Below are 15,132 nucleotides of genomic sequence, written 5' to 3'. Positions count from 1 at the left end.
TCAGTGATGCAGAGGCCTGCAGCAGATACGCAGACAGGATTTATACTTTTAAGTCCGGGCAGAGACGGTAAGATAGGTACAAGTGATGACATGTATGCAACAGAGAAAGGCGATGCAGTAAAGGGGGCAGTAGACACGACAAAATACAGCTCAACAGATTCTGTACCGTCTAACAACGGAGGAAAAACAGCAGCTGTTTCACTAGCTAACCAGATTAGTGGAGGGGAGCGCTATAACCTTGCTATCATCAGCGGCACAGTCTGGGCATGGGGAGATAATTCTTACGGTCAGCTAGGTGACGGTACAACAATAAATAGATACACACCAGTACAAATAAAGGGTTTAAGTGATATAGTAGCAGTAAGTGCAGGTGCCTTCCATTCTCTAGCTCTCAAGAGAGACGGTACAGTCTGGGCATGGGGATGGAACTATTACGGCCAGCTAGGTGACGGCACAACAAGTAGCCGGTATACTCCAGTACAAGTCAAAGGTCTTACAAATGTAATAGCTATAGCAGCTGGATATGCCCATTCGCTTGCCCTAAAATCAGATGGGACAGTTTGGGCATGGGGATTAAATAACTATGGACAGCTTGGCAATGGGACAAATGTTAACGCACTCATGCCAGTGCAGGTTTCAAACATAACAGGTATAAAAGCAATTGTGGCTGGAAGCGGTCATTCTCTTGCATTAAAGTCTGATGGCACAGTGTGGGCATGGGGATGGAACGCTCATGGACAATTAGGGGACGGAACTACTACAAACAAAAATATTCCAATACAAGTTAAAAACTTGACTCAAGTAACAGCTATTTCAGCAGGGAATGATTATACATTAAACGGTAATTCCAGTGGGTATTCCATTGCTTTAAAATCCAATGGCACGGTATGGGCATGGGGTTGGAACTATTATGGTGAATTGGGAGATGGGTCAACAATACGAAGAACCGTTCCGGTACAAGTTAATAATTTGTCCAACGTAATAAAAATAACATCTGGGAGCTATCACTCTATTGCTATTAAATCAGACGGTACAGTCTGGGCCTGGGGATGTAACTACTACGGCCAATTAGGAGATGGTACAACAACAAACAGGTCAACTCCTGTACAAGTAAAAGGCTTAAGTGATGTAATAACAGTAAGTGCTGGTGGTTGGCATTCTCTAGCTCTCAAGAAAGATGGCACAGTTTGGGCTTGGGGATGGAACAGCTGCGGCCAGTTAGGTAACGGCACAACAATCAACAGAGTAGATCCAGTACAAGTACAGAACCTTGTTGTTAAGTAAAGTGCAGAAGCACGGCTTTAAAGCTGTGCTTTTGTTGTTTAAAAAAGAAACATAAAAAAGATAATAGAGTATACAAAGAGGCACCCTGCCTCTTTGTATTATGGGAAATTTTTTAAAAGAGAGGGGTGTCTGTTTGGATTCCTACACAGCAGTAAACACAACAATTATCGAAGAACAGCTCAAACAGCATCAAATGCGTGTATCAAAGGTATGTGAAAAAATTGCCAGAGCACTCAATATGCCTTACAGCGAAATAATAGAACTGCTGCTTGCAGCACAGCTGCATGATATAGGGAAGCTGTGGATTCCGGAAAATATACTTAATAAGCCGGATAAGCTTACAGATGAAGAGAAAGAGGTTATGAAGAAGCATGTTTGGTACGGGTATAACTACATGGTAGAAAGGAAAATGAGCAGCACTACTGCTGAAGCAGTTCTTTACCACCATGAACGCTTTGACGGGCAGGGCTACATAGGTTTAAAAGGCAGAGAAATTCCTCTGTTTCCACGAATTATATCAGTAGCTGATGCTTTTGATGCCATGACAAATGATAGACCATACAGAAGAGCTATGTGCCCAACAGAAGCTCTGGAAGAAATAAAAAGAAACTCCGGGACACAGTTTGATCCCGAAATTGTGGATGCGTTTCTTGGACTTTTTGATGATGTTATATCAAAAAATCTTGAAAGCGCAAAAATGAAAAAGAAATGGCCCAAACTTTAATACCATTTTTTCTTTTTTGTATAAAGTCTTTTGCTAAAAAATACAAAAAATACGAACAAGGCAGCGACTACAGTGGCAGGGATACTCCCTGCCTTTTATTTTTTTGCATTATTATTGAAAAATCCAATGAGAGGAGTGTTTTTTATGTCACTTAACAAAGTGTTTCTAATAGGGAGAACCACAAAAGATGTGAAAAAAACTCAGCTGCCGTCCGGAAGTTCTGTTGTTCACTTTACACTTGCAGTGGATAGAAACTATATCGATAAGGACGGTAAGCGCCCAACTGACTTTATTGATGTGACAGCATGGGATAAGCTTGCTGAAATTCTTGAACAGTACGTTCCCAAAGGAATGCTTGTTGCAGTAGAAGGACGTCTGCAGACCAGAAAATATCAGAACAGCTCTGGGAAAACCGTATATGTAACAGAAGTCATTGCAGAGGACATACACCTGCTTTTGAGACCCAGAACTGAGGGTTTAAAAGAAATATCTGATACAGAGAATAGGGTAGAAACAGCAGGTAAAGAAACAGAAACATCTGAATTTGATGAGTTTTCCTTCGACGAAGATTTCGAATCAATATTTGATGAAGACATTTTTTAAGAAAGGGCTTGACTTTTTAAATGTTTTTGTTTAAAATAAAAATAAAAAAAATAAATCTTTTTATTTAAAATATTGATGAAAAGAATACAGCTGCAAACAAAAAAAGGGGTGTTTTCCAATGCATTTGGGATTGGACGTAGGATACGGTTACACAAAAGGCATAAGCGGCCAGAACAAAAGGGTACTGTTTCCTTCAGTTGTTGCCAGGGGCTTTGAAAGAGCTATAGATCCATTTTTAAAGGAAGATACAGATATTATCAAAAACCTATATGTAAAGATAACAACTGATGACAGCAGTTCGTCTGGCTATTACTACATTGGTGAACTGGCACAGCGAAGCAGTCCATTCAGCGTATTTGATTTAAATGCACACAGAGTAGAAATTGCAGAAACCAAAATTCTTATGGCAGCAGCTTCTGCACTGCTTGTAGACAAAGATACTGCAGAATTTAAAGTTGTAACAGGACTCCCTCTTAAGCAGTACAAAGCTCAAAAAGATGCATTTATGGGTCAAATTAAAAACTTTGAAGCTGTCGTAGAATTCCCTGACTACAACATCAAACGAGTCATAAAATTTACAGACGTCAATGTCTTCCCACAAGCAGCCGGGGCAGTATATACAGCTTTAACAATGCCAAACGTCTATGATTACTTCATAAAAAACACATATATTGTTCTTGTGGACATTGGTTTTAAAACATCAGACTTTGCTACCTTTTATTACAATGGGAAACTTGATTTTATACCTGACCTTTCAAACACAATAGACATCGGAATTTCAAGGGTACTCAACTTCATTGACAAAATTTATACTCAAAAAACAGGAGCAAATGCTGATTTAGAGACGCTAATGACAATAATCAGGGAGGGCAGAATTTATTATAGAAGAAAGTTTATAGATTTCACAAATGAACTAAACGAATTGAAGAAAGAAACATTCCAGGCTGTTATGAAAGCAGTGCTGAACACACTTGGAGACAAGTATGAAAGGATAAGCACAGTGTTTGTGGCAGGTGGCGGGGCAGTTGACCTCTTCATGCAGCTTAAGGATGCACATTACAAACTTGTAGTTATTCCCGATCCACAGTTTGCCAATGCAAAGGGCTTCTTAAAAGTGGCACAATCAATGTGATTTTCAAAAAGAACGGGGGAGTGGTGGATATGTTGGCAAGAACTTACAGACAAAACGGTCCTTTAAGAAGGGAATTTTACAGCAAATTCAACAAAGATGAAAAGTATTTCAAGGGCAAGCTGTCTGAACTTGCCTCAAATAGAATATTCCGCTTTTTCCTCCCCCGTTCTGCTGTAGTTATGAGTAACATAGTACTTCCTGCAGGGAAAAACAGTGTAATTGAAATAGACCACATAATAATCTCCAAAACAGGAATATACATTATTGAAGAGAAAAACTGGAGAGGAACATATTACTGCGGACCGGATTCCTGGTATGTGATGACAGGATACAACAAATTTAAGCCAATAAAAAGTCCGGAAAAGCAGCATGAACGTCATTACAGATTTTTTATAAAATGGATGATTAAAAATGGTTTCGGACAATACATTGATATGGTTAAACCTACACTGCTTCTCAACAGAATGGAATTTTATCATTCAGAGTACATCAAAATGAATTTCTATAGGTTTCCTTTCCTGCTGCTTTTTGATATATACGATGACTACTTTACAGAGAAGAAAAGAATTCCAAAAGAGGTTATAGACAAAATAGCACAAAAACTTGCGTCTACGTAAAATGTCGACAGCTAAAAAACGCATGACATAAGAATTTAGAAGGGGAATAAAATAAAATTGTCGACATTTTAAAAATTCACAAAAAAACTTTGTCGACAATTTTGCTATTATATAATGGTTAACTCCGTATAAATACAGGCTTTTGAGTATGTCGACAAAACAAACTTAAAAAAGTCGACATTGCAAAATCCTTGATAGTAGTGTCTTTCAAGATATTTTTTTGTTTAAAATGTCGACAATTATATTACTTCTCTCTTTAAATTGTCGACATTTTTATCTTTTTATATGGCTTTAAGCCAGAAAAAATAGCGGGAAAGAGGGTGTCGACATGAGATACTGTTTCAGAACTCTTAAAGAGGATACGGATATTAATGAAGCTCTCCAAAAACTGAAAGGCAAAGCAAGGGCAGAATTTATAAGAAACGCTTTAAGGACCTATATACAAACCCAAAACATTGCTGCAGAACTTGCAGAAATAAAGGAAACTATACAGGAAATAAAAGATATTCTGCAGCAAAAAAACCCTCGTACTCAAGATTTTTTAGTACAGCCTGAGTCTAAAAATGATTCAGAACCTCTTGGCGAAGAGCTTTTTAACAACATCATTAATCAATTTTTAAACATGTGAGAGGTGATACGAATGGAAATAGATGAACAAGCTCTAAAAAAGTTTATGACAGCATAGAAAGAGCACGTATAGAGCTTTACAAAGCAGTAAACCATACCATTAAAAGGGGTGAACTTCCTGAAATAATTTTACCTGCAGATGACTGGAAAGTTGAACACAACGGCCGTGTTATAAAAATTTCTATCCCGGACTATCCTTCAAAAACACGCTCTGCACAGCAGAGAACAAAGCAGCGCTGGATAAACAATGTGCTGTTTGCAATCAGAAGTATAAAGCCTCTTCCACAGTTTAAAAAAATTTTTGTGCTCATTGCCTTTTATATTCCTGATGAAGATTGGGATGTGGATAACAGAGATGTGTCTCCAATTATTAACGGAATAAGATATTCCAGAATTATACAATCTGACTCCTATCAGCATGTTTCCTATGCTGCTGTAGGATATTACAGTGACGAACCTCACACAGATATATACATAATTGACAATTTTGATCCACTAGAAATACTGGATTTTATTAACAGAAAAGGTAGTGGCAATGTATAAGAAGAATATGCTTTTGTTAACGTTTACCATACCCCAGAAACCCCTATGTTTTTTTTAAGCAAAAAAACATAAGAGTATGAAAAAACATACGTACAATTTTAGGCTCTAACCCGCAGTTTAAACGAAATTCGTCGTGCTCCCAAAAGTCGAATTTTTGATATTAGGCTTCGAAGCAAAGCCATAATTTTTTTTATAACATCGCATTTCGTATTCCAGACATATAAGGAAGTATACTGGAAATTGAGATGCTTTTGTATAAGAATTTGGCAGTGGAAGATGTTTATAATTTGTTAGAACCGATTATATACTTTGAAGGTGATTATCAACAGGAAGGCGTGACAGTGGCAAATATTTTCCTGAGTAGTGTTTGTTTTTGCCTCTGAAAAAAAGAACTGCAAGAAAGCGTGGCAGTGGGAGACAGACAATGAGTGAGAACCTTTGTAATAGATGTGAAGATAAAAAACAGCAGGAGAAAGGTGTCTGCCATGCTACGTACAGCATATAACAACATAAAGGACAAACGGAGGTGATATATGTGAGCAAAAGGAAAGTCACAATTGAGTTAACTGAGAGAGACATAGAACTTTTAAAGATATTAGGTGAACATGTTGCTGTAAGAATAGACAATGTGGGACGATTGTATCAAACAGAACGATATCATGATTTAAGACTTCAGAAACTAAGCAAAGCAAAATATATAAAAAGAGACTACGGCTATGTATTTTTAGGAATAGAAGGGGAGAGGTACTTAAAGAGCATAGGGATAACACCGAAGGCGAAGCCGCCGTCAAAGAGCAACTATTTGGAGAGAGTGAAGCAGAGAAGCGACTTATATTTTGACTTTTTGGGGAGTCCATGGAGGTTTATAGACGGCCGGGAGTTAAAGAAGCAGTACGGTTCAATAGACAGGAGCAGCATGTTTATAGGGCTGCTTTCAGGATGGACGGAGTACATGGTTTATTTTTTAACGAAGTACTACGACAAGAAGCAGATAGAGAACATGAAACACGAGATATCGAATTTGTACAGGTTGGGAATATATAGGGCAGTGATATTTTACAGGGACAGGAAGGAGAGGGAGAGGTACAGAGACGAAACGCTGGGTATAAAGGAGCAGTTACTGCTTCCATATTCTGTCGGAGTGGAGCTTTTAAAGAAGCATGGAGAGAAGGACATAGTGAGGGCAGCGGCCGAGAGGGTTTATGGGGAGTTAAGGGAGCCTGCATGGAAGGAAGCAGATTATGAGGCAGAAGGGAAGCAGATAATGGTGCTGATACTGAACGACATAGAGAAGAAGGCAAAGATAAGGAATTATTTAGACCTGACGGCGTTCAGGCACACAGGCAGGCAGAAGATAGAGATACTGTGTTTAGAGGAGCAGGAAGAAGTTTTCAGGGAGGAATTTCCCGAGTGCAGCATAAGGACAATAAGCACCGAAGAGGTACTAAGGCTGTGACAGCAAATTTTCGCAATATTCAAACATATTTGATAAAACTGGGGTCGTGCTTATTTAAGAAGAAATCGTGAACATAGAACATAAGCTTTACAAAGCGGTAAGAGAGATAGTAAGCAGCCACGACATCATTGGACATACTTTTAGCGAAAGCGCCATAGGAGAGAATGACGAGTACGACGCAGAAATTTACAAGAGGTACAATCAAGGAAGGTTGTACCTCTTTTTTTGGAAGGAGACAAATCAAAGCAAAAAGGAGGTGAAAATATAATGGGAAAACAAAAGGCAAAAATTTTACAGAATATCCACAACAAAAGAGGCTTCACACTGGTAGAAGTGCTTGTAGTGACAGCGATTATAGCAATACTTGCAGCAGTGCTAATCCCAAGGCTTCTTGGTTATACTGACAGAGCAAGAGAGGCCAGAGCAATAAGTGACATAAGAACAATAAAAACAATTATTGTCAATTCTCAAATTAAATCTCCAAAGATTTTCAAATTATAATGGCATTTTTTAAGTGCATAAAAGTATTTTTTCTCAAATTATCACAGCCTGATTAAAAATTTTTTTCACTTTTTAAGAGCATTACCGCTAAAATATGTTAATATCTGTTATTGGCAATTTGGGTTAATTGATGTATAATAAAAAATGAGAGTAGCGAAAGCTACTACTCTCACAAACTGATTTCATTTTGTGCCTGGTATATTACTTCTTCATCTATTTCTCTTAGCCTTTTAGAATACGCATAGAGAAGAGAAGCTGTTACCAGGTTATTTATTATCCTTGGGAGCCCTTTTGTTAGAGAATATATTGCTTCATATGCTGATGGTGTAAATATATCATTCACCACTCCGGCTATTTTCATTCTTGTTTTTATATAATCTTGAATTTCTTCTTTTTTTAGCCCTTGCATCACATACTTTATAGAAATTCTTTGCCTTAGTGCACTGTTTACATTCAAGGCTAGTTTGTTTCTTATGTGTGGTTGTCCTGAAAGTATCAATATATACGGGTTTTGAGAATCCATATTAAAGTTAAATATTATTCTCAAATCTTCAAGAACATCGTTAGAAACCAGTTGTATTTCATCTAATATTATGACAGGAGTTATCTTCTGGCTATAGTAAAGTTCTGTTATCGCTCTTTGTATCTGGTGAAAGAGCGTTACTTTTTTGTATGAGGGTGTTTCGCCTAAAATCATAGCCAATGCTTGATAGAATTCTCTCACTGTGAGTGTAGATAGAGCAAAGTAACATGGTTTAAATGTAGAACGGTTGAGGCTTTCAGCATATCTTCTTAATGCGGTAGATTTGCCTGAACCGGCCTCCCCAACGATAAGTCCTATACCCCTTGTTTCTTGTAAATATTTTAGCCTGGCATTTAATTCAGCAATGTCTTCACTTATGTAAAGGTCGTTTACACTTATCTCTTTAGAAAATGGATTAAATTTCATTCCAAAATATTGGGTAAACATTGTAAACACCTCTTTTTTAATCAATGATATCGTTAAAGGATATCACTGTGTGTTTAATAAAATCAACTAACTCTTCATTTCTGCTTACAGCATTTTTGTTTTGGGTGTATCCTATGGGAATTTTAGCATTATCATGAAAATTTACCTTATACGCTTCCCCCACTTTTTTGCCTTCATGAAAAAGTAGAAGAGGTGTATTATCCTTAAGCCACTGCGGGTCATATCTGACTTCTAAGCGCATACCTTTAAACTTTTCTTCTGTTTCATAAAGTATATTTTCCACTTTAAGTGTAGCATCTTTGTTTACTTTACGATTTACTCTTATGAGAAAACATTCATTCAACATATCTATGTCTTTACACATATTTACCCTTGATATTTGAGACATGAAAAAATCTAAAGGACTCATGCCAATACTGCTGTGTTCTTTTCGGTTGTAATCATCCTCCAGCCATTTAAAAAACATCATATTGAGCTCATCTATACTCTTTATGGATGTAGGATCTATTGTGCTTAAAAATCTCATTCTCACCGTATGAAAGAATCTTTCTATTTTTCCTTTTGAATGAGGTGAAAAGGGCTCAGCATGAATAAGAGATGTACCTAGTGAGGCACATATATATTCAAATTGACTGCTTCTATATATCTTTCCATTGTCAGTGTAGAGCATTTTGGGTATTCCCCTTCTTAGCACTGCTTCTTTAAATGAGTCTCTTAAAGCTAAAAAATTCTGGGTATAGTAAAAGTGAGCATAGGTACACAGCCTGGAAGCATCATCTATATATGCAATAAGGTACGTTTGTCTCTTTGTTTTACCTTCTTTAATATATGGCCCATACATGACATCAGTTTGCCACAGTTCATTGATGTATTCATGGGAAAACCTCTTTGTTTTACCCTCTTTTTCTTTATCTAAAGATTTTACAGGAATGTTTTTCAAAAACCTATAGAATGTCGAAAGGGATACTTTATCCGGTGATATTATTCCTTCTCCTATCAATGTCTCATAAAGAAGTTTGTTTGGCATTTCAGGATGTTCAAGCTTCTTTTGCTTTATTCTCTCTGAAAGTTCAAAGTCTATCTTTCTGTATTTGCCTCTGTCACTTCGATAACCCGGCTTTAACGCTTCTATACCGCCTCTTAAATACTGATATAGCCACCCTCTAAGTGTCTTGGGAGTATATCTTCTCATTCCAAGATAAGGTATCTCAATAGGTTTATCGGAAAGAGCATCAAAATATTCTTTCTGATTTTTTACCTGTCCGTTTAACACCGGACTTATCAGTGAAAATCTCTTTAATGCTATAGCTTCTCTCGCTTTTTCATCAAGCATTTATATGTTCCCCCTTCACTTTTTTGATTTCTTAATCGTAATTTTAGCTCATACCTGGGGGACATTAAAGGAAAAAGTTATGTTGCTAAGAAAAAATCAAAATTTTTATTTAAATCTTTCAGGTTTAATGCTAGAATTATGTGAGAGAGGCCAGAAATGATTTTTGGCAATGAGCATAAAACCGTTGGGAGAAGAGTGGTACAATGCTTATTATGTCCAAAATCTCTCTGGCCCTCTCTCTTTGTGAGTCAGTCTCAGATAACTTTATGTAAGGGTTTATTTGCCTTAATCCGTATATGATAAAACTTAAATTATTCATTATCCTTTTGGTGTAAAAATATATATGCTGTCTTGAAAATAGTATGGTAGGGAAGTTTCTTTTTAAGTCACTTATGAAAGAACTGAGAGTTTTTTCTCTGAGAAGTGTCTCTTTTAAAGACTTTACAATCATATTGAAAGAATACTGAAAATGAGGAATACAGAAATCAGGAAGGTAGGAAAGAGTCCTTTTGCACACAGGGCATATATATCTTCTTATGGCTATTTTTACACAGTTGGATCCGTCTAAATAGTAACGGTAATAAAACCCGTGCTTTTTTAATTTTACTTTACACTTGCAATCGGGATGAGGACATCTATCTGGCGGGGCAGGGAAATTGTAATCTTTACCTTTATGTAAATATTCTTCAATGTTATCAACATGGAAAACTATTTGCATAAGTAACCTCTCCAATTAAAATTAATGCTAAAGGAATCTGAAAAAATTTATCAAATTCCTTTAGCATTAATTTTATCACAAGATTATTTAATCTGAGAAATTTTTTCGATTTTAAGCTAAATTAATTTGAGAAATGACAATTATCGAAGCATATACAGCAGATGAGGGCAGTGGGATATATCCATCCGGTATGAGTTTGGATTTTGCGACTGGACTTTACAAAAAGGGACCAGACTACATAGGAACAATCCTGCAAAAACATGGGATTAAGTGGTATGACATTATGACACCCGGGGGCATAACAGATCCGTGGGGAAAACCATATTTTTATGCAAGATATGTTGGAACCGATGACAATCAAATGCACTACATTTTATTTTCAACTGGCAAAGACGGCAAAATCCAAACTCCGGATGACATATACACAACAGATACAGCATCTCCAACAATAGGATCCATTCCGGATTATCAGGCTATTTTCGACAGTGTACAGTCAGCTGCTTCCACTTATGTTCCGGAATAATTTAACGAAAGCGAAAAAAATCTATTTTTAAGAAATTCAGATTATGTCCATATAAACTCCCACAGCAAACATCAATAAAAATACAATCAGACAATACAGAAGCATATGCTTTATTTGTCCTGCGTGGTATTTTTCAAAGATGCTTTCTTGTAGGGCTAACAGAAGCATTAAGGCTGTGACAGCAAATTTTAAAAAAGTCGCACAATATTACAAATTTCAGAGGTGATTAATGTGGAGTCAAAAATTTTTGACAAAGAGAGCGAAATTTTCAGGGCAGTAAGGAAGGTAGTAAATCAACATGACATTTTAAACATACTGAATACAAATACAAACATAGAGGAAGATGACGAATATGACGCTGAAGTAATAGAGATAATAAACAGATGCTGGTATCTAGATGAAGTAGAAAGTATATACGAGGCACTGAAAAGTGTTTTTGAGTACTGGTTCTGGGATAACTGCTGCAGTAGAGACACACTAATGAGCCTGGCAGTAGATGTAATGAGTGTATTAAAAGAGCTCAGAAAAGAGACAGAAAGGACAGGCGAATAAGTCATGAAATAAAACACGAAGCGCCCCTTGAAGGCATAGGCCTCAAGGCGGCGCTAAATTTGTTTTAAAAGGAACTTAAAAGAAGCTTAATGAGGAAACATCAACGGCCAAGTGCTTACAAGAGAAGAGTGCAGCCTAATGAAGTCTGCCGCAGAAAAAAAGAAAATAAGGCTGTAAAGATAAAAGCAGAAAGGGGAGAAAATCAATGAGCGAACCTAAGTTAAAGGAAATACATGATGCCAGGGGCCGCTTAATTATAAGAGAGTGGCTTATAGACGACAAGCTTCACAGGGGAGATGGTCCTGCATGGATAGAGTATGACGAAGATGGTAGAGTAATAGAAGAAAGATGGTACCAGATGAACAGACTGCACAGAGAAGATGGCCCAGCGATAATAAAATACTTTTTAAACGGCAGAGTAAGAAGAGAAGTATGGTACAAAAATGACCTTCTGCACAGGGAAGACGGTCCAGCATGGATAGAATATGACATAGACGGCAGAATTATTTATGAAGGATACTACATCAATGGAATAACACTAACAAAAGGAGAAATACAAAAATACAAAACAATAAACGATATTTTAAATAAAATTCAGGGGAAAAAAATAAGTTTGTAATCTGTTTTTTAAAAAACAAACTTTCAAGAATTAGCAGAATAGAGTACAGCACACAGAAGGCTGTACTCTATTTTTATTAAAAAATCAAGCATCAAAAAATAAAAGAGGTGAAAACAAGATGGAAGAAGCACTGTTTAATCTAATAGCTCAACAAATGAGCAATAAGGACAAAATAGTTATTTTCTGCATAGGCACAGACAAGTTAATATTTGATTCTTACGGTCCTTTTGTAGGATATTTATTAAAAAACGTATACAACCTGCATAACAAAGAAAATATCATTATACTAGGGGACTTAAAAAATCCGGTTCATGCAGTAAATTTAGTTCAAAAAATAGAAGAAGTAGATAAAGAAAATTCACTAATAATAGCGGTAGATGTAGCAATAACGTACAAAAAAGAATATCACAAAGCAATTGTAGTTGAGGAAGGGCCAATAGAACCTGGCGCTGCTGCAGGAAAAAAACTACCAAAAGTAGGCGACATCAACATAAAAGGATTAATATACGGAGACTATATTTTTGACACAGAAGAAAACGTGATAAGAATAAGAGACATAGCTGATATGGCAGAAAGAACAGCAGAGTACATAAACAACGCAGTTCAAAAATATCTAGAAATAGAAAGTCATATTTTAAAGACGGCAAGATTTCAAAAGAAAACAGTATCGATTTAAGCCAAAAATTGTTTGTAAAAAAATAAAAAGGAGATGAGGAAAATGCTTGTAAGAGCAGCGGAAAAAATAAAATTTCCTGCTGGGGACGGATGGTTAGATACTGTTCTGCTTCCATCCCGTAATGGCAGAAGATTGTTAGTAATAAAAGGTCACAGCGGGATGTCAGAATGGACAGAGGGTTTAATTACAGTTCCGGAAGACAAAATTGAAATAGAACCCTACAATGGGCATGAAAGATATTATCTTAAACCGGGCAACTATATTGTAAAAGAAGGTACAGATGCAAAAGGCAGTAAACTCATAAAACTCTACAGTGCTCCGGAAGACCTTGTACCATTTTTCAGGCTTAATGGATTTGATGGATTTATCGCAGAAGACAAAAAAGAAAACGAAGGAATAAAAACACTTATCGCTGCAGAAGGACACTCAAGAACAGGATACAATGGTACAAGATGGAGTCTTGCAGCAGTGCCAAATACAGCAAAAATAATCGTAGTGAATCCTTACAGCTACGAAGGATATACAGAACTTTACTGCACAGTTTCGGGAGAAAAGCTGGTAGAAGTAGAGTACTACTCAAATGACAAACCTGCCAGGAGAACAGAATACAAAAACAACAAAATACATGGAGAAAATTATCCGGCAGTAATAGAATACTTCGATGACGGCAGAATAAAAATACTCCGCTGGTACAAAGACGGTAAACTCCACAGTGAGGATGGCCCTGCGGAAACATATTACTACCACAGCGGTCAGAAAGCAAAAGAGGTATGGTATAAACACGGTTCTCTTCACAGAAATAATGGTCCAGCAGAAATAACGTACAGCAAAAAAGGAATAGTTCTTGAGGAACATTGGTATCTCAATGGAGAACATCACAGAGAAGACGGTCCAGCACTAATAGAACGCTATGAAAATGGAAATATAAAGAAAGAAATATGGGAGAAAAACGACTTACCAGATAGAGATGACGGTCCTGCAGAAGTATACTACAGAGAAGACGGCCAGATTGAATTAGAAGAATGGTTTAAAGATGGCGTATACCACAGAGAAAATGGTCCAGCGGTAACAGTATACTACAAAAATGGTCAGGTTATGAGAGAAGAATGGTGGACAAACAACAAAAGGCACAGGAAAGATGGGCCAGCCTTCATAGAATACGATGAAAACGGAGAAATAGAATACAAAAAGTACTATATTAACGGGAATAAAGTATCAGAAGAAGAATTCATGAAATATGCAAGAGTAGATGATTTAATTGAGAAAATTAAAATGAACAGAAAAATAAAACTTTGATAAAAAAATAAAAGATAAGGTGGTTGGTATGAGTATAGCAGACATCATCAAAGAAGAGGCAGAAAAATTAAAGAACAGGGATTTAAACGAGCTTGCAGAAACATTCAAAGAAATTTTTGCAGAAATTTTACAAGTTTCTGCCGAAGAAAACCCCTTCACTGGATGGGTTCTGTCGCAGGCACCGATATCGATTATTAAACCCAACTCCAGAGATACGGCCTTTGCAGCTGATAATGGAGTGATATACATCAACCCTGCATTTATCAATGCAGCTGCCCGCACAGCAGAGGAAAAAGGATATTCTCCAAGAGAGATTTATCAGCTGTACGGCTACATAATAGCGCACGAAATGGCCCACATCATACTGCAGCATCCATGGGATTTAAAAAAATTCATAAGCATTCAGGAACACATCCCATGGGAAATCAAAAAAGAAATTGCAAACATATCAATGGACTATATAATTAACATGACATTCTGCAATGTTCTTTACAGCAGTGCTCCGCACCACATATTAGAAATTATTGACAGCCGCAGTGCTTTTGAAAAGTCCATAAAAAACATGGATGCATTTCTGGATTCACACAGTGTATTAGAAGAAATACGCGGCAGAGATGATATTGAAGACATGGCATGGGAAGACCTATACTATCTTATTACAAAACACATAAGAGACATCAATGCATTGGACGCAGCTTTAAATTTAAATGGAAGTTCACAGAGTACACAGGGCAGTCCAAAATCAAACTCACAGAACAGTGGTAAAAATCATGAAAGTACAGAAGAAGCTGCAGGAAATGCAGTTCTTGGGGACAGCAGTAAGTCCAACGCCAAAAAAACTGTTTGGACAGCCCACGGCGAAGAAAAAGAAATAGAAGAAGAGTTCACTGTAAGAGAAGGATACCTGGAGAAATACAAAAACGAAGAAAAAGCCGTGCAGAAAAAAAGGAAAATCTGA

General features: G+C 36.9%; 19 protein-coding genes. 16 read left to right on the top strand and 3 right to left on the bottom strand.

The window, feature by feature from the left end; genetic code table 11:
- Positions 1 to 90: 90 nt before the first annotated feature.
- From OEI98_RS07760 to OEI98_RS07715, 10 genes are all read left to right on the top strand, one after another.
- A complete protein-coding gene (locus tag OEI98_RS07760; protein ID WP_416237350.1) occupies positions 91 to 1,284 on the top strand; it encodes an RCC1 domain-containing protein in 1,194 nt (397 codons plus the stop codon).
- A gap of 133 nt (positions 1,285 to 1,417) precedes the next feature.
- The gene (locus OEI98_RS07755; protein WP_266036876.1) at positions 1,418 to 2,008 is read left to right on the top strand and encodes an HD-GYP domain-containing protein; all 591 of its coding nucleotides are present in this window, start codon (positions 1,418 to 1,420) and stop codon (positions 2,006 to 2,008) included.
- A gap of 144 nt (positions 2,009 to 2,152) precedes the next feature.
- Entirely contained in the window at positions 2,153 to 2,611 is a 459-nt protein-coding gene (locus OEI98_RS07750; protein WP_266036874.1) for a single-stranded DNA-binding protein, read from the top strand.
- 118 nt (positions 2,612 to 2,729) lie between these two features.
- Positions 2,730 to 3,743, top strand: coding sequence for a ParM/StbA family protein (locus OEI98_RS07745; RefSeq protein WP_074592415.1), 1,014 nt, complete (start codon positions 2,730 to 2,732; stop codon positions 3,741 to 3,743).
- A gap of 29 nt (positions 3,744 to 3,772) precedes the next feature.
- On the top strand, positions 3,773 to 4,360 hold the full coding sequence (locus tag OEI98_RS07740) for a nuclease-related domain-containing protein (RefSeq protein WP_266036871.1): 588 nt from the start codon (positions 3,773 to 3,775) through the stop codon (positions 4,358 to 4,360).
- Positions 4,361 to 4,688: 328 nt separating this feature from the next.
- Positions 4,689 to 4,988, top strand: a complete 300-nt coding sequence (locus OEI98_RS07735; RefSeq protein WP_074592419.1) for a hypothetical protein — start codon at positions 4,689 to 4,691, stop codon at positions 4,986 to 4,988.
- Between the two features lie 248 nt (positions 4,989 to 5,236).
- Positions 5,237 to 5,530, top strand: a complete 294-nt coding sequence (locus OEI98_RS07730) for a hypothetical protein (protein WP_266036867.1) — start codon at positions 5,237 to 5,239, stop codon at positions 5,528 to 5,530.
- Positions 5,531 to 6,065: 535 nt separating this feature from the next.
- Positions 6,066 to 6,986 carry a hypothetical protein gene (locus OEI98_RS07725; RefSeq protein ID WP_266036865.1) on the top strand — a complete coding sequence of 307 codons (921 nt, stop codon included), beginning with the start codon at positions 6,066 to 6,068 and terminating at the stop codon, positions 6,984 to 6,986.
- A gap of 67 nt (positions 6,987 to 7,053) precedes the next feature.
- Positions 7,054 to 7,254 (top strand): hypothetical protein, encoded by a 201-nt coding sequence (locus tag OEI98_RS07720; protein WP_266036863.1) that lies wholly within the window; start codon positions 7,054 to 7,056, stop codon positions 7,252 to 7,254.
- Entirely contained in the window at positions 7,254 to 7,487 is a 234-nt protein-coding gene (locus OEI98_RS07715; protein ID WP_266036861.1) for a type II secretion system protein, read from the top strand. The genes OEI98_RS07720 and OEI98_RS07715 overlap by 1 nt, the downstream gene beginning before the upstream one ends.
- Positions 7,488 to 7,656: 169 nt before the next feature.
- Here the strand turns inward: OEI98_RS07715 and OEI98_RS07710 are convergent, their stop codons facing one another.
- The 3 genes from OEI98_RS07710 to OEI98_RS07700 all read right to left on the bottom strand — a co-directional run bounded on the left by OEI98_RS07710 (position 7,657) and on the right by OEI98_RS07700 (position 10,508).
- Entirely contained in the window at positions 7,657 to 8,457 is an 801-nt protein-coding gene (locus OEI98_RS07710; RefSeq protein WP_003871651.1) for an ExeA family protein, read from the bottom strand.
- Positions 8,458 to 8,473: 16 nt separating this feature from the next.
- Positions 8,474 to 9,790, bottom strand: coding sequence for a DDE-type integrase/transposase/recombinase (locus OEI98_RS07705; RefSeq protein ID WP_266036855.1), 1,317 nt, complete (start codon positions 9,788 to 9,790; stop codon positions 8,474 to 8,476).
- A gap of 136 nt (positions 9,791 to 9,926) precedes the next feature.
- On the bottom strand, positions 9,927 to 10,508 hold the full coding sequence (locus OEI98_RS07700; RefSeq protein WP_266036853.1) for a DUF6431 domain-containing protein: 582 nt from the start codon (positions 10,506 to 10,508) through the stop codon (positions 9,927 to 9,929).
- Positions 10,509 to 10,641: 133 nt separating this feature from the next.
- On the opposite strand from OEI98_RS07700, the gene OEI98_RS07695 reads away from it, so the two are divergent.
- From OEI98_RS07695 to OEI98_RS07670, 6 genes are all read left to right on the top strand, one after another.
- A complete protein-coding gene (locus tag OEI98_RS07695) occupies positions 10,642 to 11,031 on the top strand; it encodes a hypothetical protein (protein ID WP_266036848.1) in 390 nt (129 codons plus the stop codon).
- Between the two features lie 222 nt (positions 11,032 to 11,253).
- Positions 11,254 to 11,583 (top strand): hypothetical protein, encoded by a 330-nt coding sequence (locus OEI98_RS07690; protein ID WP_266036846.1) that lies wholly within the window; start codon positions 11,254 to 11,256, stop codon positions 11,581 to 11,583.
- Between the two features lie 205 nt (positions 11,584 to 11,788).
- Positions 11,789 to 12,202: a toxin-antitoxin system YwqK family antitoxin gene (locus OEI98_RS07685; protein WP_266036844.1), complete on the top strand. Its 414-nt coding sequence runs from the start codon at positions 11,789 to 11,791 to the stop codon at positions 12,200 to 12,202.
- A 118-nt stretch (positions 12,203 to 12,320) separates the two neighbouring features.
- Entirely contained in the window at positions 12,321 to 12,878 is a 558-nt protein-coding gene (yyaC, locus tag OEI98_RS07680; protein ID WP_266036842.1) for a spore protease YyaC, read from the top strand.
- 42 nt (positions 12,879 to 12,920) lie between these two features.
- Positions 12,921 to 14,174, top strand: a complete 1,254-nt coding sequence (locus OEI98_RS07675; protein ID WP_266036840.1) for a toxin-antitoxin system YwqK family antitoxin — start codon at positions 12,921 to 12,923, stop codon at positions 14,172 to 14,174.
- Between the two features lie 28 nt (positions 14,175 to 14,202).
- Positions 14,203 to 15,132 carry a hypothetical protein gene (locus OEI98_RS07670; protein ID WP_266036838.1) on the top strand — a complete coding sequence of 310 codons (930 nt, stop codon included), beginning with the start codon at positions 14,203 to 14,205 and terminating at the stop codon, positions 15,130 to 15,132.

Origin of the sequence: Thermoanaerobacter sp. RKWS2 (assembly GCF_026240795.1) — a bacterium.
GTDB lineage: Bacteria > Bacillota > Thermoanaerobacteria > Thermoanaerobacterales > Thermoanaerobacteraceae > Thermoanaerobacter > Thermoanaerobacter ethanolicus.
Note: the sequence above shows the minus strand (reverse complement) of the source record. Positions and strands in the feature narration are given on the sequence as shown.

Bases quoted from the DNA above. Each gene is read 5' to 3' on its own strand.
- OEI98_RS07760 (WP_416237350.1), top strand. From the start codon at position 91: ATGTATGCAACAGAGAAAGGCGATGCAGTAAAGGGGGCAGTAGACACG.
- OEI98_RS07750 (WP_266036874.1), top strand. From the start codon at position 2,153: ATGTCACTTAACAAAGTGTTTCTAATAGGGAGAACCACAAAAGATGTG.
- OEI98_RS07745 (WP_074592415.1), top strand. From the start codon at position 2,730: ATGCATTTGGGATTGGACGTAGGATACGGTTACACAAAAGGCATAAGC.
- OEI98_RS07740 (WP_266036871.1), top strand. From the start codon at position 3,773: ATGTTGGCAAGAACTTACAGACAAAACGGTCCTTTAAGAAGGGAATTT.
- OEI98_RS07735 (WP_074592419.1), top strand. From the start codon at position 4,689: ATGAGATACTGTTTCAGAACTCTTAAAGAGGATACGGATATTAATGAA.
- OEI98_RS07715 (WP_266036861.1), top strand. From the start codon at position 7,254: ATGGGAAAACAAAAGGCAAAAATTTTACAGAATATCCACAACAAAAGA.
- OEI98_RS07710 (WP_003871651.1), bottom strand. From the start codon at position 8,457: ATGTTTACCCAATATTTTGGAATGAAATTTAATCCATTTTCTAAAGAG.
- OEI98_RS07705 (WP_266036855.1), bottom strand. From the start codon at position 9,790: ATGCTTGATGAAAAAGCGAGAGAAGCTATAGCATTAAAGAGATTTTCA.
- OEI98_RS07700 (WP_266036853.1), bottom strand. From the start codon at position 10,508: ATGCAAATAGTTTTCCATGTTGATAACATTGAAGAATATTTACATAAA.
- OEI98_RS07695 (WP_266036848.1), top strand. From the start codon at position 10,642: ATGACAATTATCGAAGCATATACAGCAGATGAGGGCAGTGGGATATAT.
- OEI98_RS07685 (WP_266036844.1), top strand. From the start codon at position 11,789: ATGAGCGAACCTAAGTTAAAGGAAATACATGATGCCAGGGGCCGCTTA.
- yyaC (WP_266036842.1), top strand. From the start codon at position 12,321: ATGGAAGAAGCACTGTTTAATCTAATAGCTCAACAAATGAGCAATAAG.
- OEI98_RS07675 (WP_266036840.1), top strand. From the start codon at position 12,921: ATGCTTGTAAGAGCAGCGGAAAAAATAAAATTTCCTGCTGGGGACGGA.
- OEI98_RS07670 (WP_266036838.1), top strand. From the start codon at position 14,203: ATGAGTATAGCAGACATCATCAAAGAAGAGGCAGAAAAATTAAAGAAC.